Raw genomic sequence first — 23,544 nt, 5'->3', positions numbered from 1 at the left:
AACTTCAATCAGTGGGAGATATTACTTCCAGATAATGTGAGAGAAACTCCACTAACCATACTAGTGATACCAAATTAAAAAGGACAAACCGGCTACTTGATAAACGGTTTGTCCTTTTATATTAATTTGCTAGGCGTACAACGTCTCTAGCAATCATAACTTCTTCGTTAGTTGGAATCACGATAACTTTCACTGGTGAATGTGGGTAGTTAAGGAATGCTTCCTTACCACGAACTTTGTTCAATGCTGGATCCCAGTACACTCCCATAAATTCTAAGCCAGTGAGCACACGTGCACGAATCGTATCACTATTCTCACCAATTCCTGCAGTGAAAATAATTGCATCTACACCATGCATACGAGCAGCATATGAGCCAATGTATTTGTGAATTCTACTTGCAAATACTTCAAGGGCTAGCTCTGCTCGATCATTTCCTTCAGTTGCTAATTGTTCAATGTCTCGTAAATCACTTGAGAAGCCTGAAACTCCTAGCATTCCACTTTTTTTATTTAAAACATCAAGTACTTCGTCAGCAGTTTTTCCAGTTTTCTCCATGATATATGGAATCAATGCAGGGTCAATATTTCCAGAACGAGTTCCCATCGCTACACCAGCAAGTGGTGTGAATCCCATTGATGTATCGATTGATTCGCCGCCTTCGATTGCTGCAATACTTGCTCCATTTCCAAGGTGACAAGATATTAATCGAAGCTGGTCAACAGGTCGACCTAAAAGTTCAGCTGCACGTACTGAGACATATTTATGTGATGTACCATGGAAGCCATATTTACGAATTCCATACTCTGTATAATAATTATACGGAAGGCTGTATAGGAATGATTTTTCCGGCATTGTTTGATGGAAAGCTGTATCAAACACTGCAACAGCAGGTACATTTGGAAGAACCTCTTTGAATGCTTTAATTCCTGTCACATTTGCAGGATTATGAAGAGGTGCCAATTCAGATAACTCTTCAATTTCCTTCAATACTTCATCAGTTATTAAAACCGAATCATTGAATCTCTCACCACCGTGAACCACACGGTGACCGATTCCTTCAATTTCATCTAATGACTTGATAATCCCTTTTTCTGTTAGCGTTGAAAGTAATAATTTTACCGCTACCGAATGGTCCGGTATATCCGTTTCAATCGTTTCCTTCTCGTCTCCAAATGAAATTGTAAAAATCCCATTATCTAGTCCAATCCGTTCAAAAAGACCTTTTGTAATAACTTCCTCACTTGGCATTTCGAATAGTTGAAATTTCAATGAAGAACTACCGGCATTTATCGCAATTATTTTAGGCATTTTTTACACTCCTTTTATCTTGCTCATACATTTCGAATTATGTATTTTTCTTCTACATTATTCTATGCAAAATGACAAACTTTCATAGATACCTTTTTCATTTAAACACCATGCACAAGACATTTCAAGAGCAAAGCCTAATTGGTACCGTTTTCGTAACAAAGTCTTTATTTTCAGATTAGTGAGTGCTCTGTTTTTCAGTTTTAAACCAGCCATCAATTCGTTGAATGATCCCTGACATCGCAGCTTTATTAGAGAATTTTGGAAGATCTACTAATAATGCTTGTTTTGGAATTCTAACATTGTCTCCTTTTTTCTGAATGATAAGAATGCTCTTAGCCGCCTTTTCATCTTTGAACAAAGATAATGGTAACTGGATTAGACCTTGGATAATGCCATTCTCTTTAATAAACGCATTTAACTCTGCTGCTTGGTCACTATTAAATAATTGATTTGGAATCAGAAAAAGCATATATCCACCTGCTTTTGTATGATTCATACTCTGTTCAATAAATAAATGATGAGCATAGGAATGACCCTTTTTTGCTTTTAGCTCATAAGAAGATGCTCGAATATCGTCTGGGTAATATCCGACAGGCAAGTCACAAACAACAACATCTACCGGATCTACAAATAGTGGCTGCAAGCTATCCTGATTGAAAAACTGAATGGAATGCTGTTGTAAATTTGCACTCACATAAGCTAGCTTAATGAGTAGATCATCGACATCGACACCATGTGAAGAACTGATTTTAGCTTGATTTTGATTTAATATTGTCGTTAATAAATTCCCTGTTCCTACTGCAGGATCCAGAATGGAGAAGCCGTTTATGCCTTCAGTAAATTTCCCAACTAAATAGCTCATGAAAATAGCTACTGCATCAGGTGTCATTTGATGATTCGGCTGAGTTGCTTCCTTCATTCCCTTTAATACGGATAATTGGAAAGCCTTTCTAATTTCTTCGACACTGAATCGGTCAAATTGAATAGAGTTATATTCCTTTTCTAGACGTTTTTTAGACAATTCACTTACTTCCTCTTGAAGTATTGCATTTTGAAAAATATTCTCTCCCGTTTCTGCAATAGCCTCTAAATAGGAGCAAGATAGCTCTTCTTTTAAAATCGTGGCAGTATTATCAATAATTGTAAAAATCTTTTCAACATTATTTAATTGGTCCATCATTATTACTCCTTCTCTATATGCATACCCCTTATTGTAGAGGATTACAGTTAACCATACAAATTTAAACAAAAAAAGACCCCGATTAACTTCATCAGGGCTGTTAAAAAAGTACTATTATTTCGTTGCCTTTGCTGCTTCAAGAGCTGCTTCATAGTTTGGATGGTCAGTTGCTTCACTTACGTATTCCACATATGTTACAACATCATTACTGTCAACAACGAATATAGCACGAGCTAATAATCGTAATTCTTGAATTGCCACGCCATACGCTTCACCAAATGAAAGATCACGGTGATCTGAAAGTGTTTGTACATTATCAATTCCGTTCGCACCGCACCAGCGCTTTTGTGCAAATGGTAAATCAACACTTACTGTTAATATCTTTACATTATCTAGATTAGCTGCTTCTTCATTAAAACGACGTGTTTGTGCATCACAAACACCAGTGTCTAGAGAAGGCACAACACTAATTAATCTTACTGAACCCTTAGAATCCGCTAGTGAAACAGGTGATAAATCATTTGCAAGAACTGTAAATTCAGGTGCTTTCTCACCAACCTTAACTTCATTTCCTAATAAAGTAACTGCTCCACCCTTGAATGTAATATTTGCCATTTCCGTATCCTCCTTAAAATATAATATGTACGAGTAAATCATATCTATTATCAGAATAGATTGCAATTATTAGGCATTAAAAAATAAAAAGTTAACTGTGATTAGTAACAGTTAACTTATTGCACTTATATATCAAAATCTTGCTTTTGTTTATTTTGATTTTGCTGCTCTTGTCCTTGATTATTTTTCTTCAGCATTTGTTGGATTTTATCAATAGCTTGAGGTGCAAGCTCTAACAGTTTTTCATATAAATGTGTGCTTTCATCAAGATGGAGCATCTTCACACCTGATGAGCTTACGATTAGGAAAGCAATCGGGGTGATTGATACTCCTCCTCCGCTTCCTCCACCGAATGGAAGCTTAGAGCCCTGTTGACCACCACTACTTTTACCTTCACCACCACCACTATCACTTTCTTTCCCTGATCCACCTGATCCTCCTGATCCACCTTGCCCCTTGAATTCACTACCACCAGCAGCAAATCCGAAGCCTACCTTTGAAACCGTTAAAATGACGCTTCCATCAGGTGTTTCAACAGGGTCACCAATGATTGTATTAACATCAATCATTTGTTTAAGATTTTCCATTGCAGTCGTCATTAAACCCTGAATTGGATGTTCAGACATGTATAACTCCTCCTGTCATCAAACTGATTTTTTAGTATTATTGTCCGATAATTTCGTAAGGGAAGGGGATTTAAATTTTGGTATTCCTCCCTTCCAACTTCTGAACAGTCTTATTCCTGCTAACATAGCATGCCCGATTCGAAAGTGAATCATACATGTCAACTCTGTTTGTGAAATTGCTTTTTGAAATGAAGGAGTTACCGAATAATCTGGATGTGCTTGCACATTCATATAATGACTCACCATACTAAAAAGTGTGCCCTTTAACGACCAGCCCAAACCAACTAACACCCCTGTATGTGCTGCATCACCTAGCCCCAGTACTGAATGCCATTCGAATTTTGATATTGTTACATTCTTTAAAAAACCCTTTAAAATATGATGCAACTTAACGACATGTTCAAGTATTTTTTTCGTATCATATAAACTATTCTTTATTTTTTCCCAAGTTATTTTTTTCTTCTTTTCTCCGCTCTTTGTAGATTGTTGTTTAAAAATAATACTTGGTGAATCATCATCCACACGAACCATTGGAATGTGTATCGTATATTTTAGTAAACCAAACCAAGCACTGAATTTTATCTTGATGTAGTCATCGTCTTGAAAATGCTTAAAATGAAGGAATACTTTCAATTTTGTAAAGGTAATTACTAGAAGTAGAAGAATAATAATGAGCAAAATTAACAAAAACCATTTCATTACGCTCACACCCTTTCAACCTTCCATTATCACCCTTTCTTTGGAAAATTAAACAAAAAAAGATGGTCAGATTATACTGACCATCTTTTCATATCGTATTTTTTATCGTGTGTGAATGACAGTCGTATCTGAAAACAAATCATGTACCCCTTGTTTCTTAGGTGTAAATGCTACGACAATATAGCCAATAAAAAATAGCTTAGCAATGTAACGACCTAGAAACTCTCTAAAAATCACTGTATTCCATGTTAATGGCTGCTGACCCAGTGAAACAACCTTAATTCCAAATACCATTTTTCCGAGTGTTTGATTAAAGAATTTCGTCATTAATACGAAATATAAAAAGAATATAACTGCTGTTGCAATTGAAGCAGCACTAAATATTTCGCGTTCAGATAATGAAATATCAAGTGCTCTAAATATTGGATATATCAAAATCCGATTGATACTCCCAATAACAATTAAATCAAGTAGATATGCCCAAAATCGCATCCAAAACCCAGAATACCGTATATCAGCATGAACATGTGGTTCTGAATCTAGCAGTTGTCCGCTACCTTGTAGGTCTTCACGTGTCAAATCCATCTCAATCTATCCTCCTCTATTCAGCATATAGGTATTTTAATCGTGGTGAATTAGGCTGTGATAATAGATTTACAAGTGTTGACATTTCAATATCCTCACTAAATATTTTCTGTGCACTCATAGAAAATAATGAACCAAACCCAACATTTGAACTGTATTCTACAACCTTTATATCACCTAACTTGTAATCTTTCTTCATTGCCTCAACCGTATCTTCAAAGTATCCGAGCTCATCCACAAGCTTGATTTCCTTAGCTTGACGGCCATCATAAATTCGTCCATCTGCGATCTTTCTGACACTCTCCTCAGACATGTTACGACCATTGGCAATAACATCGACAAATCCTTGATATGCATTATCCACCATTGTTTGCATGATTTCTCGTTCTTCCTTAGTCATCTCTCGACTAGGGGACATAATATCCTTATAAGGACCAGACTTTATCGTTTCGAACTTTACCCCGTACTTCTCTGCCAACCCACTATAATTAACACCTTGCATAATCACACCTAATGATCCAGTCATTGTATCAGGTGTGGCGAAGATTTTATCTGCTGGAGTTGAGATATAATACCCACCAGATGCTGCCATTGAACCCATTGAAACATAAATTGGTTTTTTAGTAGCTTCTTTAAAATCATTTAATTTCTTATGTATTTCTGCGCTTTCAACGACCCCACCACCTGGAGTGTTAATTTTCAGGATAATTCCTTTTATTGTTCGATCCTTCTCAGCATGTTTAATCATTTTCAAGAATGTTTGATGTTGATAACCAGTTGATTGGAAAATGGAGGCGACATTTTCACCAGTATCCTCAATTACACCATCAACATGTAATACTAAAATTTTATTTGCTCCCTTTCCTTGAATGATTACCTTTTCTACAAACTCCTCTTCAGCCGTTGCCAAAAGCTCATCTGACCAGCTTGAAAAGTTATTCGATGCAAGATTTGTTGCAAAGTTAAAAATTACTGAAAATCCAAATAGTAATGCGGCAATGCCAAGCGCCGCCCACCTTTTTCCATTCATTTCATTTCCTCCTACAAAATTTATAAATTGTTCAAAAATACTTACGTTTCTGATTCCTAATGGTTTCATAAAAATGGTACACTAAAACGAAATACATCTACTAATTGTAACAGATGTTAGTTAGGATTGTGAAAACTACATAGAATAATGTTGAAATTGGATTGGAGGAATTATAGTATGAATAATCGTCGAAATATTTACTTTTTCTACAAAAATGAAGACAGAACGATGGAGTATGTTAAAAATCTACATCAATTGGCAAAGGAACAGAGCTTTACCATCGTAGATGACCAAAAAGATGCAAATATTATCGTTAGTATAGGCGGGGATGGGACATTTCTTCAAGCCGTTCGAAAAACAAATTTTCGTGAAGACTGCCTTTATGCTGGGATTTCTACTACTGGTTCATTAAGTCTATACTGCGATTTCCATGCAGATGATACCGATAAAATGATTGAAGCAATGCAAAATGAAAAAGTCGAGGTCCGAAAATATCCAACGATTGAAGTTAAGGTTGATAATAATACTTCTTTTCATTGCTTGAACGAATGCTCAATTCGATCAGCAATTATCAAAACCTTTGTAGTGGATGTTTTCATTGATGATTTGCATTTCGAAACGTTTAGGGGCGATGGTTTAATCATTGCAACTCCAACAGGAAGCACCGCTTATAATAAGTCGGTCAGGGGGGCAGTCGTAGACCCTTTACTCCCATGCCTACAGGTAAGTGAGCTTGCCTCACTTAATAACAATCGGTATCGTACACTTGGATCCTCTTTCATCTTAAGTGGAGACAGAAAATTAACATTAAAGGATGTTCGAGATGGTAACGACTTTCCTATAATCGGTATGGATAATGAAGCACTAAGTATCAAAAATGTAGAAAATATAGATATTCGCTTAAGCGAAAAAAGAATTAAAACTGTTAAACTAAAAGATAATTCCTTCTGGGAGAAAGTAAAGAGAACATTTTTGTAATGATTGAAACCGAGCTACTTCTTAGTAGTTCGGTTTTATTGTTCTTCGCGTGTATACATGATTTCATTATCTACTATAGTCATCACAACTTTCGCTTTCAATATTTCATCATGTGGAATTATTAGTAGATCCCGATCTAGAATTGTAAAATCAGCAACATATCCGGGCAGGATTTTCCCTTGTTGATTTTCCTTCCCGGTTGCATAGGCACTTCCACTTGTGAATAGCTGTATGGCTTCATAAACGGAGAGCCTTTCGTTAGGCATATACACCCTATTTAATACATCATTTGGATTCTTTCTCGTTACTGCAGCGTGAATGCCAAGGAGTGGATCAACCGGTTCAATCGGGGCATCCGAACCACCTGCACAATGAAATCCTTCCTTAAGTAACGTCTTCCATGCATAACAATACTCCATCCTACTCTCACCAATTCTTTCAATTACCCAAGGGAAATCGGTAGCAACAAATCTAGGTTGAATATCAAGGATGATCGGTAGCTTTTTAGCTCGATCAATAAGTTCCCTTCGTAAAATTTGTGCATGGATGAGTCGATCTCTTTGCCCTTTTAATGGTGGATACTCTTCAATTGCTTTGACAGCATATTCAAATGCCAAATCACCTATCACATGTATCGCAACAGGCATCTCATATTTCCTTGCTTTTTTAACTATGTTTTTAAGTTCCCTTAATGAATGAATTGCAACACCAGATGTTTCAGGAGAATCATTATACGGGTGACTTAATAGTGCTGTTCGCCCTCCTAATGCTCCATCTGCAAATATTTTCATTGCTCCAATTTCAATAAATTCATTACCCGATTGAAAGTGATGCCCAAGATCATGCATGTCATCGACCACTTCATAGTGTACTAACAAATTTGCTCTAAACTTTATTGATTTTTCATTGATTACCTTCTGAAACGTGTGATAAGTCCGTTGAAAACCACCATAATAGTTAAGATCCTCTGTATGGCATCCAACAAGTCCTAGACTTAGACAATCATTGATAGATACAGTGAGGGCTCTTTCTAAATAATCTTCAGACACTTCTGGAATAACACTCTTCACTAGTTCCTGAGCCTGATCTAATAGATAGCCTGTTGCAACCCCATCATTATCCCTGACAATGACTCCACCCGGTGGATTATGGGTGACATTCGTAATGCCAGCAAGCTCTAATGCCTTTGAATTCGCTACTAAGGCGTGACGGCATATTCTTTTTAAGACTAACGGATTGTTAGGTGATATTTCATCTAATTCATTCTTATGAAAGATTTTTTTATCTACTAATTCATTTTCATTCCAGCCCTCTCCTATTATCCATTCACAATCACCCGCAACATCGACTCTATCCTTGACTGCCTTTCTTATTTGTTGTGAAGAGGTCATCTCGGATAGGTCTACTTGCATTATCTTTTCACCATGACCAATCACGTGCATGTGACTATCCACAAAACCAGGAAACATCGTATGACCTAATAAATCGATTGTAGCATCTATATCGTTAAGAAATTGATCACTTATTTCAGCTTCTGTACCTATCGCAGCAATAATTCCATTCTTAACAAGAATACAATCAACAAATTCATTTTCATGGACCATCGTATAGATTTTTCCGTTCTTATATAAAGTACCCAATTTCGCATCCCCCTTCATTTTGTAGTGAAAAAAAACAGATAGTGTTGCACTATCTGCTTCTAATTTATACTCATTATGCCCTATTTGCTTCAGCTTGTCTTAATTCAATCCTTCTTATTTTCCCAGAAGTTGTTTTTGGCAAATCATCAATAAACTCAATCTTTCGAGGGTACTTATATGGTGCAGTTAAATTTTTGACATGTTCCTGCAAATCCTTAATTAACCCTTCGCTTGAAGAATCTACACCTTCCCGTAATACAACAAATGCCTTTACAATATTTCCACGTACTTCATCAGGACTTGCTACAACTGCACATTCTTTTACTGATGGATGTTTCACAAGGGCATCTTCCACTTCAAATGGCCCGATTGTATAGCCTGAACTAATAATAATATCATCACCACGACCTTCAAACCAAAAGTAACCATCTTCGTCTTTTTTTGCTTTATCACTCGTTATATAATATTCACCGCGAAATTGTGAAGCTGTCCTTTCAGGATCCTTATAATAATGTTTAAAAAGAGCCGGTGTTTCAACGTGTACACCAATATCACCAACCTCACCAACTTCACAAGGTTTTCCATATTCATCAATGATTTCTACTCGATTTCCAGGTGTAGGCTTCCCCATTGAACCTGGCTTTATTTCCATTCCCTTCATCACACCAACTAAAAGGGTATTTTCAGTTTGACCATATCCGTCCCGTACATCTACGTTAAATTCACGCTTAAATGTTTCGATTACTTCACGATTCAATGGCTCGCCTGCTGATACAGCGCTATGTAATGCAGGTAAAGAGTAGCTTGAGATATTATCAACCTTTGCCATTAATCTGTATTCCGTCGGTGTACAGCATAATACATTAACCTCATATTCACTTAACAGCTGCAAATATTTATTCGGCTCAAATTTACCATGATATACAAATCCTGTCGCTCCACTACATAATACGGAGACGAATGGACTCCAAATCCATTTTTGCCAACCTGGGCCGGCTGTTGCCCATACTGTATCATTTTCACTTATACCCAACCAATGTGGTGCTGCTGTCTTAAGGTGAGCATATGCCCAGCCATGCGTGTGCACGACCCCTTTCGGATTACCTGTTGTTCCAGAAGTATAAGATAAAAATGCAGTATCATCTCTTGTTGTCTGAGCTACCTCAAGTTCAATACTTTGAGCCATCATTTCTTTGTCCAAATTTATCCAGCCTTCTTTATCATTTCCAACAATAAATGTTTGGAGGTCATTTATATTTTCGATTGTGGAAAACTGATCAACATAAGGATAATAACTAATTATTCCTTTTACATCACCATGGGTAATCCGATATTGCAAATCTTTGGAACGAAGCATTTCTGAACTAGGAATAACAACAAGTCCAGCCTTTAACGCACCTAGATAAACCATATATGCTTCTACTAAACGCGGAACGATGACTAACACTGTATCGCCCTTTTTTAAACCATGTTGAAGGAATGCATTTCCGATTTGATTTGTTCTTTTTATTAACTCTGCATATGTAATTTCTTTCTTATTGCCAAGCTCGTCTTCCCACTTTAAAGCGATTTTCGATTGATCCGTCGTAAAATCTTCAACCTCTTGAACCAGATTGTAGTGTAAGGGTGCAATCAAATCTTCTCTTTTCACGATTTTTCCTCCCCAAGCTTGTATGTAGTCGTTCAATTCAAATTATATCAAAAACTCATAATAATTTGGAAAATTATTTTGGAAATTAAAATAAGGACGGGAATTACCCCGTCCTTTTGCCATTTATATTTATTATTGTTTTTTAGAATGAACCTCCGCCCATATGTGATTGAGCGTAAGATACTAAACGTTTCGTAATTTCCCCTCCAACAGATCCGTTAGCACGGGAAGTTGTATCTGCACCAAGGTTAACACCGAATTCAGATGCAATCTCATATTTCATTTGGTCAATTGCTTGTTGTGCACCAGCTACTACAAGTTGATTTGAATTGTTGCTTGCCATGTGACTTCACCTCCTTGTGAGTATAGAATGTGTAAAATCACATGGCATCATTCATTTAAAACTATGGTAATTGTTCACAGGAAAGACACGATTCTCCAAAAGGTTTAAAATAAATTGTCATCATCTACATATTGACCTGTATGATTCAAATATAACACTTCTGTATTTTTAATTGCATCAGCAATTAGACCTTCAAAATCAGTAAAGCTTTCATAATATTTTACTCGATCCAGTTTTGGTTTCGTTTTCGGTGATGCAGGCGTAAAAATTGTGCAGCAATCTTCAAAAGGTCTGATTGAAATATCGTACGTATTTATTTTTCGAGCAATTTCAATAATCTCCGTTTTATCTGTTGAAATAAGCGGTCTAATCATCGGAGTTGAAGTGACCTCATTAATGACGAACATACTCTCCAATGTTTGACTTGCAACCTGGCCAAGACTTTCACCTGTTGCAATAGCCAACCCGTTGTTCAATTTTCGGATTTCATCTGCAATTTTAAGCATCAGTCTTCTCGTTGAAATTAATGTGTAATTTTCAGGTATTTGCTGTTGAATAACCTGTTGAATTTCAGTGAACGGTACAATATGAAGCTTAATACTCCCACTAAACTCTGTTAACTCCTGTGCTAGATCCACTACTTTTTGTCGGGATCTTTCACTGGTATAAGGAGGACTGTAGAAATGAACAGCCTCAATTTCTAATCCCCGCTTCATTGATAAAAATCCAGCAACAGGACTATCTAATCCACCAGATAACATGAGCATCGCCTTTCCACTTATACCTACTGGCAATCCACCTGCACCAGGAATATCCTTACATGTAATATAGGTGACACCCTTACGAACCTCAACCTTTATATTAACATCAGGATTATGTACATCTACCTTTAACCCTTCTATATTTTTCAATAGATGACTTCCCAATTCATAATTCAATTCATTTGTGTTCAAAGGAAATGTTTTATCCGATCTTTTTGCAGAAATTTTAAACGTGATCCCCTTATTTTCTAATTGTTGATATGCAGCCAATGCTCCAGCTTTTATTAGATTTATTTCGCTTTCAACCTTCATCGCTAGACTAAATGATTGAATACCAAAAATCCCCTTAAGACCATTGATTATTTCTTCATGGGATTCGCCATTTAATTTTAAATAGATACGATCCCTTGTTTTATGAATTGTAATTTTTTTATAGTCAGATAACTTTGTTTGGATATTTTTTCTTAGCTGTTCAATAAATTGATGACGATTTCGTCCTTTTGTGGAGATTTCCCCAAAACGTATTAGGATGCGATCATATTCCATTATTCTCTACCTCATTACACTTTCTAATTTCGTAATTGCCTGTTGAATAGCTTTCAGAAGTATAGGAACCTCTTCAACTTTATTACTTGCAGACAAACTAATTCGGATTGAACTATTTGCTTGCTTAATTGGTATTCCTATTGCCTGTAATGTCTTGCTTGGCAAATTCTTTTTTGATGAACATGCAGATGTTGTCGAAACGATTATTCCTTCTTCTTCTAGTAAATGAACAAAAACCTCAGGTTTCAATCCACTTATCGAAAAATTAATAATATGTGGTGCACTGTACTGATGTGGTGTATGTATTGATACACTTTCGATTTGCAACAAGCCGTCTATTATTGCCCTTTTCAGTTCAGAAATATGCCTAATTTTAAACGTCTCATCTTCCAGTGTCATTCTTAATGCCTTTGTCATCGAAACAATCCCAGCAACATTTTCAGTTCCAGATCTAACTCCCAGTTCCTGACCCCCACCTGCAATTAGTGGAGATAATTGCACACCTTGTCTACTATATAAAATACCGGTCCCTTTTAAACCATTAAATTTATGACCAGAAATTGTACACATATCAATATGAGCTTCTTCAAAATTCGTGGGTACTTTACCTAGTCCTTGCACATGATCAACATGGAACAAAATTTTAGGGTACCTTTTTAATACTCTTCCTATCTCTTCAATTGGCTGAATCGTTCCAATCTCATTATTCACATGAATAATCGACACAAGTATCGTATCATTTCTGATTTCATCTATTAATCCGTCAACCGAAATTAATCCATTTTTATCAACAGGTAAGTAGGTCACTTCAAATCCGAGCTGCTCCAGTTGCTTACATGCTTCACTGACAGAAGGATGTTCAATTGCTGATGTAATGATGTGTTTCCCTCTTCCCTGATATTGAAGTGCGGCACCTTTTATTGCCAAGTTATTTCCTTCTGAACCACCTGAAGTAAAAATAATTTCCTGTGGTTTTGTATGTAAAAGCTTAGCAACTTGAGCTCGAGATTGTGTCAATAATTGTTCTGCACGCCCCCCTATCCCATGCAGAGACGAAGGATTACCGAAATAACTCTTTGCGACCTTAACATATGACTCGACAACTTCCTCATAAGGCTCAGTTGTTGCACTATTATCCAAATAAATCATCACTAACACCTCTTAAAAAATCATACCATATAAATTACATTAAAAAAATATAGGCCTTCTATTCACTAAAATAGAAGACCTATATTTACACTATTCCATCTCAATTAATTTTTCAATTCGTTTTAATGCTCCTGGTTCAATATCCTCAATAGCTGTCGCTGCCTGCTCCAATGCCAGTGCATAATCATAGTTTCGAAACGAAAGTTCGGCTTCCTGAAGGCTTTCAGCAATTGTTTGATTCCTTCTGCGATAGCGATTTCCATATTGAATTACTTTTTCAGCCAAATACACTTGTTCAATCATTTCCTCTGTTGATTCATATGTTTTTGTAATAAGATCAAGAGCGTCTTGCAATGTATTATTCACAGCATTCATATTAAGTGGCTTTTCCTCAAGCTTCAAGACCACTTGGGTTAAACTATGCTTTGCATCTGCCACTAATTCAGTATATTTCTGTGGTAGACCAGGAATATTACTTTTATTAATGATTCGATTTGCTTCAATTAATGTCTTTCTCATCTCAGAAATCTTTTCCCTTGCATGCATTTCGTCTTTTCTAAGTGTTTGAAGCATTTCAGAATATGAAAAGTGGTCTTCCTTAACTTTTTGGATACCCCGATAAATATTTTCTAGCTCACTCCGAATGATAGAATATGCAATATGATCCTCATCTAATTTATTTTGGATGAATACATATTGTTTTACAAGTTGCTTAATTTCCTTAACTATATTTCGATGCCTATCAAGATCATCTTCAGTTAATCTGTAACTTTGTTGAACAAACGTTGTTTCATCCTCGGTTTTCTTACTATTTTCCACTAAATCTTCAAGGCTCTTAGCAATTTCTTCTGTTTCTGTATTTACAAACTGATTCGCTTTGACTTCTTCCTCAAGTAAGTCGTAAAGGGTATCCATTGATTCCTTTAATTCTTCAATTCCCTTTTTAACTTCTTCCACTTCAAGATTTTCAGTCATTATAATATAGTCTGCTGCCTTACTTCTAAGCTGTTCAATCTCTTTTTCAACATGGATATGATCCAATAAAAATCCATCAATCCCCATTTGGGCATGTCCTTCTAAAATTTCATCCAACTGATTAGGAATCGTCGTTTGACAAGCTTGAAGAACATCTGGAATATCATTCATTTGCTCACGCGTTGTTTGTAAGCTGTCTTTAATAATTAGCACGATTTCTCTAGCTTCAAAATAATTTCCATGGTTAGTTGTATCTTCAAATTCTGCAAATTTCCCATTAATTTCATCTAATTTACTTTCAAGCTTAATTTCAGATTTTCCAAATGTGTGTCGGTGTGCAAGCAATGTTTTCTTTAGCTCCCGATAATGAATCTTTAGTTCATCTATTTCAACTCGATTTTTTTCCTCACTACCGACCAGATCCTTTAGTTCTTCTAAAATTTTTGAAATATTTGATTCAGCTGTATTTAGAATTGCTTCAATCTGCCCAGTTACCTTTTTGGCTTTCGTAAATCTATATTTATCAGCATAATCCTCTGCGTCAAAAAGTAGTTCTTCGACATCAGGTAAAGCCACAGTTACAACTTCATCCCATTCTCTTCTCCAACGTTCAAACAACTCTTCTGTTTGTCCAGTCATATTTAATTCTTTTACTTTTGAAATCTCATCGGTTACTGGACGATTCATCATATCAATCTTCCACGCTTCTAACCTATCAACTTCTTTGTATATTTTTTTCCTTGAGTAAAAACCAAAAATGATAACTCCAACCACTACAACAATAATGCCGATTATGATTTCCATAATTAGCCCCCTAGCTTCCCAATTCAATCAATCTATCATAAGTGAATGTATGTAATAAATATTAAAATGTTATATAATAATTTTTAATGTATTTATGATACCATGTAAACGACAATTTTTGACTACAATTTTAAAATTTTTTACAGATATTATAGAAAAATGAGGGATTTAGTCGATGAAGATGGATGGGCACGTACATACACCCTTTTGTCCACACGGAACAAAGGACGATTTTGAGGACTATATTAATAGGGCCATTCAGTTAGGTTATGAGGAAATTTCCTTTACAGAGCATGCTCCACTTCCAATAGGATTTACTGATCCAACTCCAAATTCCGACAGTGGTATGGACGCTTCATTGCTCGAGGATTATTTTTTAACGCTATCTATTCTGAAAAAAAGATTTGAACGTGATATTAAAATTAACATAGGTCTTGAAGTCGATTTTATTGAAGGATTTGAAGAGGAAACTACTACGTTTTTAAACGAATACGGACCTATTTTAGATGATAGTATTCTCTCAGTTCATTTTTTAAAAAAAGGAACTCAATATTATTGCGTAGATTATAGTCCTGATATGTTTAATCAGATGATTAAGGACTACTCTTCAATCAATCACATTTATGACGCTTATTATGATACTCTTTTACAATCTATCACATCAGACTTAGGTAAATATAAGCCAAAAAGGATTGGTCATATTACACTTGTTCATAAATTTCAAAAAAAGTATCAACCTACTAGTAGCTTTACAAATAATATCTTGTCAATTCTTGACCAAATTGCAGAAAATGAACTTATGCTCGATTACAATGGCGCAGGTATCAATAAGCCTCTTTGTAAGGAACCATATCCACCAAATTGGGTGATTGAAGAAGCAATCAAGCGAAAGATCCCTCTTATTTATGGATCTGATGCCCATAGGTCGAAGGATTTGAATCAAGGATATGAATCACTTTTACTAAGAGAAATACTCACTTCACCAACTAAATAGTAACCGGTATACGAAGTAATTTCTCTTTTACTCTTTCATTCGGCACACAAATTGTATGATTCACCCATTTTTCAATTTCACGGCTATACTGTTCAGCAACATACATTTCATAAGGCATGATGTGAAGAACCTCAGCCATATACTGCGGATACAAATACGGCATAGAAAGCATTCCCTTAAGCTGCATAATTGTATAGGGGATAGGGATTGAATTAAATTCTTGTTGATGAATTCCTTTTTCAAATATGGCTTGCAAATAATATTTTTCTTTTGTCATATAGGTAGTCATGATTTCACGGATTAGGGTGGAATCTAATGTAATTTCCCTAAGAACAAATCTTGTAAGATGGCGATTTTCTTTTTGGTAATTCATAATGCCTCTTATAACTAAGATTAGACATTCCCTTGCAGAGCGACTATCTAACTCTATATATGCCTGCTCAATGATTGCTATATAACTTTCAAAATATGTTGATACGAGATGTTCTAATAGCCCTGCTTTGTTCTCAAAATAATATGAGATATTGGATACATTCGTTTTAGCTCTATTTGCAATTTCGCGAACTGAAGTACCTGCGAAACCTTTAGTATTGAATAAAAATGCTGCAGAGTTTTTAATATTTTGCTTCGTATTATTGTTTTTCATCTACTTGCACCCTCTAATTTTTTTGTATTTAATTATACAATTCTAAGATTGGCAGTAGATTCCTTTATTTTTTCATCGACAAGTCATGCACGGAAAATTAATTTTTGATAATATTATGTAGTATTAACTCACATTGAGGGGGATTTTCATGTTTCAAGTCGAACATTACAAAGGAAATAGAGAAGAAAATTATCAACTTCTTATTAAGCAACTTCGGTCTTTGATTGAAGATGAGAAGAGTGAAATCGCAAATCTAGCAAATGCTTCTTCATTGCTCAATCAATTTTTAGATACAATTAACTGGGTGGGATTTTATTTAAATGATGGAAACGAACTAGTATTAGGTCCATTCCAAGGGTTACCAGCATGTGTTAGAATCCCATTTGGACGTGGTGTCTGTGGTACTGCTGCACAAAATAAGACAACTGAAAGAGTCGCTGATGTCAATCAGTTTCCTGGTCATATCGCATGTGATAGCGCCTCAAAATCTGAGATTGTCATTCCAATTATCAAGGACGGGAATGTATATGGAGTTTTAGATATCGATAGTCCAGTTACGAATCGATTTGATGAAATTGATCAGAAGTATTTAGAGGAATTTGTAGCTGTGCTAACTCAGTATATATAAAATACTAAATTATTTCATAAAAAGAGGATGCCTTAATTAAACGGGCACCCTCTCTTTACTTAGATATTCTATTATCTGATATCTAATTTGAAAACGTAATTTGTATACTCATTTCCTGATTGCAAATAAATATTCCCTACATATACCCCTACTTCCTGAGGTAAATCTACTTCAGTAATAACTTGTTCCTCTATTTCATTTTCAGCTGTTAGTGTCGTTATTGCCTTTCCTTCTTTAAGAAAAGAAACATGTAATGTCTTCCCTTCACCTGTTGCAACTTCTTTAGACATTATTACCTTTAATTTCTTATCCTTTGATACTACAGAAGCCTCTTTATTTTCTACTATTTTTTCAGGAGTGGGCATATCCGTACACCTTGTCATGCTACCTCTTTTTTTACACGATGCACTTTCATATAATTGAATCGTTTGATTATCAATCTTAACTAATGGTGCTTTTAAGAATTCATCAACCTCCATATTACATCCCACTAGTAAAAGAAAAATAACGCATATGGTTATTATCATTCTTTTCAATTAAAACCACTCCTATCAAGTTATAGGAATCATCTTACTTTTTTCAATGCCTGTTCTAAGTCATTCCAAATGTCTTCCCATGCTTCAAGACCAACCGATAGTCTAATAAGATTGTCTGTAATCCCCATTTCTTGTCGAGATTCTTCTGGTACGACAGCATGTGTCATTGTGGCAGGATGTTGGATGAGCGTCTCTGTATCCCCAAGACTAACCGCAATTTTGATTAATTTTAAATCATTCATTAATTTTTGTGCATCTTTCTTTGTACCTTTAATTGTGAATGAGATTAAGCCCCCCGACTGACTCATTTGTTTCTGTGCAATCGCATAATCCGGATTGTCAGGGTCTCCTGGGTAATAGATTTCACTAACGTTTTGGTGTTCTTTTAAAAGTTGTGCAATTTCCTTCGCATTTCGACAATGACGATCCATTCTTACAGATAGTGTTTTTAGTCCTCTTATAAGAAGCCATGCATCAAAAGGTGAAATGATTCCACCAATATCTTTCTTAGTGGTCATCGCTAATTCATTAATAAAATCTTGTTTACCCACTACCAAACCAGCTATGACATCACCATGTCCACCAATATATTTCGTCGCACTATGGATGACGATATCACAACCTAACATTATAGGCTGTTGCAGGTATGGGGAGCTGAATGTGTTGTCTACTACTACTACAATATTATGTTGCTTCGCTACCTTAACTACCATTTGGAGATCAATTAGTTTCATAGTTGGATTAATCGGTGTTTCAACATATATCACTTTTGTTGCTGGTTTTATTTTCTGAAGGATATCTTCTTCCGTACTCATGTCACTGAAATCATGAATGATATTGTATTTTTCCTCCATCATTTCCAGCAAACCAAATGTACAGCCATACAATCCTTTTGAGCATAGAATGTGGTCCCCAGTTTTAGTTAATCCCAGTAAAACTGCTGAGACAGCTGCCATCCCTGAACCAAATGCTAATCCAGCCTCACCACCCTCAAGAACAGCAATTCTGTCCTCTAATACCTTTACAGTTGGATTTCCTAAGCGTGAATAAATATAACCTTCTTCAGTTCCAGCGAATCGATTTTCTCCTTGTTCGGCTGTTTCAAAAGTAAATGTTGATGTTTGATATAATGGTGGTGTCAAACTCCCACTATGCTTTAAAGACTCATATCCTCCGTGAATCGCCAGTGTATCAAAATTCTTAAATTCCTTGTTCATAAGTTTCTTCCCCCTATCTATCATTAGCATATGATAAATCCTTTTATTTTGAAAGCGTTTTCTATTTTCACAGCGGATTACTTGAATTATTAAAGAATAAAGAGGTCTCCCATATTCGGAAGACCTCTTTATATTAAATTCCTTTTCCATTCTTTCCTCGACCATTACTAATGCCATTTTCATTATTATTATTGCCATTACCGTTTCCACTGCCATTATCGTTGCCATTACCATTATCATTGTCGTCCCCACCATCGCTATCATCACCATCATCTCCATCATCTCCATCAATCGGTGGCGGGGTAACATCTACAGGTTTTTCTGATTGGTAATCCCCATTTTTAACGATAAGTGACTGCGACATAGGGGTTTCATTTCCTGCAACATCTACCGCGGTAACATAATAAGCTGCAACGGAATTTCCGATTTGGTATCGTAAATCCTTCGTTGACGGCACACTTGCAATTTTTCTAAAATCAGTCGTATGGTTGGCAGCCGTATATATTCTGTATCCTATCACATCATTATGTGCGTGCTTCGTCCATGTTAAATTGCCAGAGGATATTTTTACACCAGCAACCTGTGAAGGAGAAGAACCGTTGTCTTTTAGATCCTCAGTTTCCGTAACAACAAGATTTTTCCAACGACTCGAATCTGGTAGTAATTTTTCAATAGCATTTGTATCTTTTAAATCATTGGCCTCCAGGAATTCCTTTTTGATCATGATTCCTTCTTGTACAAATTCTTTTGGTGCACTATCTGGGACTCGATATGCTTTCCCATCTACCGCAATATACTTTCCTTTCACTAAGTTATCGTCCACTTTAGTTGGAACATAGTTAGCATTGAAATAATCTGATTCTACTAGTCCAGCCTCCGAGCACAACGCAGAAGGAACAAGACCTGATAAGCCACAATATGAACGTTTTACAATTCCACCTGGCATTTTAAATCGTTCACTAGGAGCTACAAGCTCTGGTTTAACCTCATAAACCCCATTCATTTGTTCAGCCCATAACATGATATTTCTTCTAGAATAATTTAGTCCATGGGCATTTTTTGCTACCGATTTCGGTGTATCATAACCAAGCCATGTACCAAATGTAACATTCGGATTCGTCGCAACAAACCATATATCTTCATACTTTTGAGATGTACCCGTCTTACCAGCCCAGTCTGCATTAAATTTCAAATAATTATTTACTGCTGCACCAGTACCACCACTGATAACATCACGCATCATATCAATTGTTAAAAATGCTGTTTGCGGAGAGAATACATCAACTGGTTGAACTTCATGTTCGAAGACGACCTCACCATCTTTTGTCACAATTTTCTCAATCATATATGCATCGATGAACTTTCCTTCATTTGCAAATGTCGCATACGCATTTACATTTTCTTCAACCGATACACCTTTTGTCATACCACCTATTGCTAAAGCAGGTGCACCATAATCTTCTTTAACCAATGAAGTAAAGCCCATCTTCTCAAGATAAGGAATTTGCTGGTCCATATTATTTATATACGTTTTAATAGCTGGAATATTTCTTGACATTTTTAGCGCATGTCTTGCAGACATTAAACCATCAAAGTCATTATCAACATTGTTTGGTGCCCAACCACCAAATTGAGGGTATTTAACAGGAACATCGGCAATTACACTACCTGGCTGAACTTTCCCAAGTTCCATTGCTGGAGCATATGCCAATAGTGGTTTCATTGTTGAACCATTTGGGCGAGTTGACCCAAGTGCATGATTTGTTTGTTCCCGTTCAAAATCTCGACCACCAACAAAGCTTATAATTCTACCTGTTTTATTTTCCAGCAGAAAAGAAGCTGTTTCCTCTGGTTCGATTACCTTAACATACTCACCTGTTTCAAGGTCTTTTTTCTTTTCGGTTAAGTCAGGACCATAATATTTAAAGTTTTTCACAACTTCTTGCATTTTGTCATATACATCTTTGTCGATTGTTGTATAGACTTTATATCCATTTTGTCGTAAGTTCTTATCGGCAACTGCCAAATAATAATCATTTAGTTCAGTATCAGCCTCTAAATCCTTTTCCTCATATCCATCTTTTTCTGCTAAAATACCAGCTAGAATAATTGCTGCTCGCTTTTCTACTTCTGCTGTTAACCAAGGATAGCTTTCCATTGGGGATTCTTTAGCAGGGACAAAATTTGCTTTAATATCATAAGCAAGTGCCTCATCATGTTGCTTTTGAGTTATAAAACCTCCTGAAAGCATTCGACTTAAAACAGTCTTCATCCTCGTCAAACCAGGTTCAAGATTTTCTTTTAATTTGCCACCTTTATTTGAAAAAGGAGTATAGGTATATGGGTTTTGTGGAATTCCCGCAATATATGCCGCTTGGGCTAAATTTAAATCCTTCGCATCAACTCCAAAAATACCTTGGGCAGCCGTTTGAACCCCCGCGATATTTCGTCCAGAGGAATTACGTCCATATGGAATGACATTCAGATATGCTTCTAATATCTCATCCTTATTGAAAAATCGCTCTAATCTTAATGCAATCAATATTTCCTTTGCTTTTCGATCAAAGGATACTTCACTTGTCAAAATTTGATTTTTAATTAGTTGTTGAGTAAGTGTACTTCCCCCAGTTTGAACCGGAGAATTTGTAACATCCTGAACAATTGCACGAAGAAGTGATTTTGGGACAACACCATCATGTTCATAAAAATATTGATCCTCAGTAGCAATTACCGCATCAATTAAGTATTTGGAAACATCTTTTAGTTGTACTTCTTCACGTTGAAGATCAGATCGAAGCTGTCCAAGATAAACATTATTAGCAAAATAAACTTCTGTATTTTCTTCATAATTATAGATGTCCTTCTTCATACTTTCGTAAGACCGAATTGGTTCATCTTTAACTAATGAAGCAAAATAGCCAGCACCAACTCCACCTGCAAACCCTATACCTAGAAGCGAAATAATAAAAAATAGCAAGATCAGATTCCATACGACTCCATATGTAATTCTTGCACCTTTCACAGCCTTTCTTCCAGATATAGCTTTTACTGCTTTATTCTTAGTAACAGAACTCCAAATTGTTCTAATATTTTCAAAAAATTTAGATTTATTAAAATTCATACTCATCCCCCTAAAATCAAGTATATTATAGCATAAACCAAGACGAGTCTTGTATTCTTTTATGAATTTCAAGTAATTAATTTGACAATAAAAATATGATATGATAGAAAAAGCTATATTAAAAAAGAGGTTTTATTAAAGGAGATTATAGTATGGATGTGTTACAAGATCTAGAGTATCGAGGATTATTAAATCAAATAACTGATGAGGATGGTTTACGAACTTTATTAAATAATGAGAAGGTAAAATTATACTGTGGTTTTGACCCTACTGCAGATAGCTTACATATTGGGCATTTAGTTGGGATTCTTTCTTTGAAAAGATTTCAAATGGCAGGCCATCAGCCAATTGCATTAGTTGGCGGAGCAACAGGACTTATTGGGGACCCAAGTGGAAAGAAAGCTGAGAGAACCTTGAATTCTCAAGATATTGTCGAACATTACAGTCAAAGTATTAAAAGTCAATTATCCCAATTTTTAGATTTTGAAGCGGAAGGTAATCCAGCCAAAATTGCAAATAATTTTGATTGGATTGGAAAGCTTGATCTAATCACATTTTTACGTGATATTGGAAAGAGCTTTGGGTTGAACTATATGCTTGCAAAGGATTCTGTCCAATCTCGTCTTGATGCTGGAATTTCGTTTACCGAGTTTAGTTATATGATTTTACAGTCCTATGATTTTCTTAAGCTTTACGAAAATGAGGGCTGTAAGCTTCAAATCGGTGGTAGTGACCAATGGGGAAATATTACAGCAGGACTTGAATTAATTCGTAAAACTGTTGATGATGCTAAAGCATTTGGATTAACGATTCCACTTGTAACAAAAGCAGACGGAACAAAATTTGGTAAGACAGAAGGTGGAACAATTTGGTTAGACAAGGATAAAACCTCACCATATGAATTCTACCAATTCTGGATTAATACAGATGATCGCGATGTAATTCGATATATGAAATATTTCACTTTCTTATCTAAAGAACAAATTGAACAGTTTAAAAATGAAATTGAGACAGCTCCTGAAAAGCGACTAGCACAAAAAGCATTAGCTGAAGAAGTCACTAAACTTGTTCATGGAGAAGAAGCATATTCACAGGCTGTTAAAATTTCAACTGCTCTGTTCAGTGGATCAATTAGTGAATTAAGTGCTGATGAAATTAAACAAGGTTTTAAGGATGTTCCATCATTTGAATATAATGGTGATCCAGAGATTAGTCTTGTAGACCTGTTAGTTATGAGTAAAATTTCTCCATCAAAGCGCCAAGCTCGTGAAGATATTTCAAATGGCGCAGTATATGTGAATGGTGAAAGAATGCAAGACGTTGAGAGTGTCATTACAAAGGAACATCGAATCGAAGATCAATTTACTGTTATCCGTAGAGGAAAGAAGAAGTATTTCTTAATTAAATACTAAATATGGATTAGGCAACGAATTTCCGTTGCCTATCTTTTTCTATAAAAACTAACATGATTAAATTTTTACTCCCAACCCAGGCATGAAAATGGTTAA

General features: G+C 35.8%; 21 protein-coding genes. 4 read left to right on the top strand and 17 right to left on the bottom strand.

The features are described from left to right. Positions 1-121: 121 nt before the first annotated feature. From MJG50_RS19845 to sppA, 7 genes are all read right to left on the bottom strand, one after another. The gene (locus MJG50_RS19845) at positions 122-1,309 is read right to left on the bottom strand and encodes an acetate kinase (RefSeq protein ID WP_240257515.1); all 1,188 of its coding nucleotides are present in this window, start codon (positions 1,307-1,309) and stop codon (positions 122-124) included. A 178-nt stretch (positions 1,310-1,487) separates the two neighbouring features. Further along, positions 1,488-2,489: a class I SAM-dependent methyltransferase gene (locus tag MJG50_RS19840; RefSeq protein WP_240257514.1), complete on the bottom strand. Its 1,002-nt coding sequence runs from the start codon at positions 2,487-2,489 to the stop codon at positions 1,488-1,490. A 117-nt stretch (positions 2,490-2,606) separates the two neighbouring features. Then, complete coding sequence (gene tpx, locus MJG50_RS19835) at positions 2,607-3,107, bottom strand: thiol peroxidase (protein ID WP_240257513.1); 501 nt, start codon at positions 3,105-3,107, stop codon at positions 2,607-2,609. A gap of 125 nt (positions 3,108-3,232) precedes the next feature. Then, on the bottom strand, positions 3,233-3,733 hold the full coding sequence (gene ytfJ / locus MJG50_RS19830) for a GerW family sporulation protein (RefSeq protein ID WP_240257512.1): 501 nt from the start codon (positions 3,731-3,733) through the stop codon (positions 3,233-3,235). A gap of 18 nt (positions 3,734-3,751) precedes the next feature. Next, on the bottom strand, positions 3,752-4,432 hold the full coding sequence (locus MJG50_RS19825; protein ID WP_240257511.1) for a DUF2953 domain-containing protein: 681 nt from the start codon (positions 4,430-4,432) through the stop codon (positions 3,752-3,754). 102 nt (positions 4,433-4,534) lie between these two features. Further along, entirely contained in the window at positions 4,535-5,017 is a 483-nt protein-coding gene (locus tag MJG50_RS19820) for an RDD family protein (RefSeq protein ID WP_240257510.1), read from the bottom strand. 16 nt (positions 5,018-5,033) lie between these two features. Beyond that, positions 5,034-6,047 (bottom strand): signal peptide peptidase SppA, encoded by a 1,014-nt coding sequence (gene sppA, locus MJG50_RS19815; protein ID WP_240257509.1) that lies wholly within the window; start codon positions 6,045-6,047, stop codon positions 5,034-5,036. 177 nt (positions 6,048-6,224) lie between these two features. Between sppA and MJG50_RS19810 the strand changes: the two genes are divergently transcribed. After that, the gene (locus MJG50_RS19810; RefSeq protein WP_240257508.1) at positions 6,225-7,025 is read left to right on the top strand and encodes an NAD kinase; all 801 of its coding nucleotides are present in this window, start codon (positions 6,225-6,227) and stop codon (positions 7,023-7,025) included. A gap of 35 nt (positions 7,026-7,060) precedes the next feature. Here the strand turns inward: MJG50_RS19810 and MJG50_RS19805 are convergent, their stop codons facing one another. The 6 genes from MJG50_RS19805 to ezrA all read right to left on the bottom strand — a co-directional run bounded on the left by MJG50_RS19805 (position 7,061) and on the right by ezrA (position 14,894). Further along, complete coding sequence (locus tag MJG50_RS19805) at positions 7,061-8,665, bottom strand: amidohydrolase (protein ID WP_240257507.1); 1,605 nt, start codon at positions 8,663-8,665, stop codon at positions 7,061-7,063. Positions 8,666-8,738: 73 nt separating this feature from the next. Beyond that, complete coding sequence (gene mbcS, locus MJG50_RS19800) at positions 8,739-10,316, bottom strand: acyl-CoA synthetase MbcS (RefSeq protein WP_240257506.1); 1,578 nt, start codon at positions 10,314-10,316, stop codon at positions 8,739-8,741. A 142-nt stretch (positions 10,317-10,458) separates the two neighbouring features. Beyond that, a complete protein-coding gene (locus MJG50_RS19795; RefSeq protein ID WP_240257505.1) occupies positions 10,459-10,659 on the bottom strand; it encodes an alpha/beta-type small acid-soluble spore protein in 201 nt (66 codons plus the stop codon). A 104-nt stretch (positions 10,660-10,763) separates the two neighbouring features. Further along, positions 10,764-11,966: a tRNA uracil 4-sulfurtransferase ThiI gene (gene thiI / locus MJG50_RS19790; RefSeq protein ID WP_240257504.1), complete on the bottom strand. Its 1,203-nt coding sequence runs from the start codon at positions 11,964-11,966 to the stop codon at positions 10,764-10,766. A 6-nt stretch (positions 11,967-11,972) separates the two neighbouring features. After that, complete coding sequence (locus MJG50_RS19785) at positions 11,973-13,115, bottom strand: cysteine desulfurase family protein (RefSeq protein WP_240257503.1); 1,143 nt, start codon at positions 13,113-13,115, stop codon at positions 11,973-11,975. A 90-nt stretch (positions 13,116-13,205) separates the two neighbouring features. After that, the gene (gene ezrA / locus MJG50_RS19780) at positions 13,206-14,894 is read right to left on the bottom strand and encodes a septation ring formation regulator EzrA (RefSeq protein ID WP_240257502.1); all 1,689 of its coding nucleotides are present in this window, start codon (positions 14,892-14,894) and stop codon (positions 13,206-13,208) included. Between the two features lie 175 nt (positions 14,895-15,069). Here ezrA and hisJ point away from each other — a divergent pair, with 175 nt between their 5' ends. Then, positions 15,070-15,888: a histidinol-phosphatase HisJ gene (hisJ, locus tag MJG50_RS19775; protein WP_240257501.1), complete on the top strand. Its 819-nt coding sequence runs from the start codon at positions 15,070-15,072 to the stop codon at positions 15,886-15,888. On the opposite strand, the gene refZ is transcribed toward hisJ, so the two are convergent. Next, on the bottom strand, positions 15,881-16,534 hold the full coding sequence (refZ, locus tag MJG50_RS19770) for a forespore capture DNA-binding protein RefZ (protein ID WP_240257500.1): 654 nt from the start codon (positions 16,532-16,534) through the stop codon (positions 15,881-15,883). The two genes, hisJ and refZ, sit on opposite strands and share 8 nt — an antisense overlap. Before the next feature lie 148 nt (positions 16,535-16,682). Here refZ and MJG50_RS19765 point away from each other — a divergent pair, with 148 nt between their 5' ends. After that, on the top strand, positions 16,683-17,162 hold the full coding sequence (locus tag MJG50_RS19765; protein WP_240257499.1) for a GAF domain-containing protein: 480 nt from the start codon (positions 16,683-16,685) through the stop codon (positions 17,160-17,162). A 71-nt stretch (positions 17,163-17,233) separates the two neighbouring features. Here the strand turns inward: MJG50_RS19765 and MJG50_RS19760 are convergent, their stop codons facing one another. The 3 genes from MJG50_RS19760 to MJG50_RS19750 form a co-directional block, all read right to left on the bottom strand. Then, positions 17,234-17,698 carry a hypothetical protein gene (locus MJG50_RS19760; protein ID WP_240257498.1) on the bottom strand — a complete coding sequence of 155 codons (465 nt, stop codon included), beginning with the start codon at positions 17,696-17,698 and terminating at the stop codon, positions 17,234-17,236. Positions 17,699-17,727: 29 nt separating this feature from the next. Next, the gene (gene megL, locus MJG50_RS19755) at positions 17,728-18,915 is read right to left on the bottom strand and encodes a methionine gamma-lyase (protein WP_240257497.1); all 1,188 of its coding nucleotides are present in this window, start codon (positions 18,913-18,915) and stop codon (positions 17,728-17,730) included. Between the two features lie 133 nt (positions 18,916-19,048). Then, positions 19,049-22,036: a transglycosylase domain-containing protein gene (locus tag MJG50_RS19750; RefSeq protein ID WP_240257496.1), complete on the bottom strand. Its 2,988-nt coding sequence runs from the start codon at positions 22,034-22,036 to the stop codon at positions 19,049-19,051. Positions 22,037-22,188: 152 nt separating this feature from the next. Here MJG50_RS19750 and tyrS point away from each other — a divergent pair, with 152 nt between their 5' ends. Then, positions 22,189-23,448 (top strand): tyrosine--tRNA ligase, encoded by a 1,260-nt coding sequence (tyrS, locus tag MJG50_RS19745; RefSeq protein ID WP_240257495.1) that lies wholly within the window; start codon positions 22,189-22,191, stop codon positions 23,446-23,448. Positions 23,449-23,544 lie beyond the last annotated feature (96 nt).

This window comes from Fredinandcohnia quinoae, from assembly GCF_022427965.1.
GTDB classification, from domain to species: Bacteria; Bacillota; Bacilli; order Bacillales; family Bacillaceae_L; genus Ferdinandcohnia; species Ferdinandcohnia quinoae.
Note: the sequence above shows the minus strand (reverse complement) of the source record. Positions and strands in the feature narration are given on the sequence as shown.

Excerpts from the sequence above, each read along its gene's own strand:
- MJG50_RS19750 (WP_240257496.1), bottom strand. The coding sequence starts at position 22,036 with ATGAATTTTAATAAATCTAAATTTTTTGAAAATATTAGAACAATTTGG.
- MJG50_RS19825 (WP_240257511.1), bottom strand. The coding sequence starts at position 4,432 with ATGAAATGGTTTTTGTTAATTTTGCTCATTATTATTCTTCTACTTCTA.
- MJG50_RS19820 (WP_240257510.1), bottom strand. The coding sequence starts at position 5,017 with ATGGATTTGACACGTGAAGACCTACAAGGTAGCGGACAACTGCTAGAT.
- MJG50_RS19795 (WP_240257505.1), bottom strand. The coding sequence starts at position 10,659 with ATGGCAAGCAACAATTCAAATCAACTTGTAGTAGCTGGTGCACAACAA.
- sppA (WP_240257509.1), bottom strand. The coding sequence starts at position 6,047 with ATGAATGGAAAAAGGTGGGCGGCGCTTGGCATTGCCGCATTACTATTT.
- thiI (WP_240257504.1), bottom strand. The coding sequence starts at position 11,966 with ATGGAATATGATCGCATCCTAATACGTTTTGGGGAAATCTCCACAAAA.
- MJG50_RS19765 (WP_240257499.1), top strand. The coding sequence starts at position 16,683 with ATGTTTCAAGTCGAACATTACAAAGGAAATAGAGAAGAAAATTATCAA.
- refZ (WP_240257500.1), bottom strand. The coding sequence starts at position 16,534 with ATGAAAAACAATAATACGAAGCAAAATATTAAAAACTCTGCAGCATTT.
- ezrA (WP_240257502.1), bottom strand. The coding sequence starts at position 14,894 with ATGGAAATCATAATCGGCATTATTGTTGTAGTGGTTGGAGTTATCATT.
- MJG50_RS19785 (WP_240257503.1), bottom strand. The coding sequence starts at position 13,115 with ATGATTTATTTGGATAATAGTGCAACAACTGAGCCTTATGAGGAAGTT.
- tyrS (WP_240257495.1), top strand. The coding sequence starts at position 22,189 with ATGGATGTGTTACAAGATCTAGAGTATCGAGGATTATTAAATCAAATA.
- megL (WP_240257497.1), bottom strand. The coding sequence starts at position 18,915 with ATGAACAAGGAATTTAAGAATTTTGATACACTGGCGATTCACGGAGGA.
- MJG50_RS19845 (WP_240257515.1), bottom strand. The coding sequence starts at position 1,309 with ATGCCTAAAATAATTGCGATAAATGCCGGTAGTTCTTCATTGAAATTT.
- ytfJ (WP_240257512.1), bottom strand. The coding sequence starts at position 3,733 with ATGTCTGAACATCCAATTCAGGGTTTAATGACGACTGCAATGGAAAAT.
- hisJ (WP_240257501.1), top strand. The coding sequence starts at position 15,070 with ATGAAGATGGATGGGCACGTACATACACCCTTTTGTCCACACGGAACA.
- MJG50_RS19840 (WP_240257514.1), bottom strand. The coding sequence starts at position 2,489 with ATGGACCAATTAAATAATGTTGAAAAGATTTTTACAATTATTGATAAT.
- tpx (WP_240257513.1), bottom strand. The coding sequence starts at position 3,107 with ATGGCAAATATTACATTCAAGGGTGGAGCAGTTACTTTATTAGGAAAT.
- MJG50_RS19810 (WP_240257508.1), top strand. The coding sequence starts at position 6,225 with ATGAATAATCGTCGAAATATTTACTTTTTCTACAAAAATGAAGACAGA.